Here is a 1113-nt window from a genome sequence, read left to right as displayed (position 1 = left end):
CTGGCCGCGGGCGGCCTCGCCCTCACCCTCCTGGCCGCGTCCGGCGGCACCGCCTACGCCACCTGGAACCCGGACTCCGTCCTGGAACCGAGGTTCTCCGGGCTGCTCTCCTCGGCGCCCTCCCTGGTCGGCAACGCCCGCAGCATCGTCACGGAGTTCGACGTCTACCAGAAGGAGCTGGCCCGCCTGGTCACCAATGTGACGAAGCTCTACGACGCCACCTCCACGCTCCCCGCCTACCAGCCCGACCCGACCACCCTCCGGGTCCTGCACGTCTCCGACATCCACCTCAACCCCGCGAGCTGGGCGATCATCGCCTCGCTCGTCGAGCAGTACCAGGTGGACGTCATCGTCGACTCCGGCGACACCATGGACCACGGCACCGCCGCCGAGAACGGCTTCCTCGACCCCATCGAGGACCTCGGCGCCCCCTACGTCTGGGTCCGCGGCAACCACGACTCACTCGTCACCCAGCGCTATCTCGAAGGCCTCGAGAACGTCCACGTCCTGGACGACGGACGGGCCAGGACCGTCGCGGGCCTGCGCTTCGCCGGCATCGGCGACCCGCAGTTCACCCCGGACCGCTCCACGAAACCCGGCGCCGAGCAGTCCCAGGAACTCGCGGGCGCCCGTCTGGCCTCCGCCCTGCGGGACCAGCGGGCCGCCGGCACCCCGGTCGACGTGGCCGTCGCCCATGAACCGGCGGCGGCCCGCGAGGTGGACGGCACGGTGCCCCTCGTCCTGGCCGGGCACGTCCACCGCCAGAAGACCGAGGTCATGAAGTACGGCACCCGGCTCCGCATCGAGGGCTCCACCGGCGGCAGCGGCCTGCGCGCGATCGAGGGCGAACACCCCGACCCGATCGAGACCTCGATCCTCTACTTCGACCGCGACACCCGCCGCCTCCAGGCCTGGGACGCGATCAGGCTGGGCGGCCTGGGCCTGACCACGGCGGAGGTCAGCCGGCACCTCCCGGAGGAGAACCAGCCGGGCGCGTCCCGGTCCGGTGCTCCCTCCGGTGCTCCATCCGGCTCTCCGTCGGGGTCACCCACAGGCTCACCTGCCGATTCCCCTTCCGGCTCCCCTTCCCCGCCGTCGTCCCCGCCGCCCACC

The 1113-nt window shown here is 72.4% G+C and carries 1 protein-coding gene; it reads left to right on the top strand.

Going from position 1 to position 1113, the window contains the following annotated elements:
* Positions 1–1113, top strand: a 1113-nt coding sequence (locus AOK11_RS37045; protein WP_055598013.1) for a metallophosphoesterase family protein, incomplete at both ends; no start/stop codon positions are given.

The sequence above is a fragment of the Streptomyces hirsutus genome, from assembly GCF_001418415.1.
GTDB lineage: Bacteria > Actinomycetota > Actinomycetes > Streptomycetales > Streptomycetaceae > Streptomyces > Streptomyces hirsutus.
Note: the sequence above shows the minus strand (reverse complement) of the source record. Positions and strands in the feature narration are given on the sequence as shown.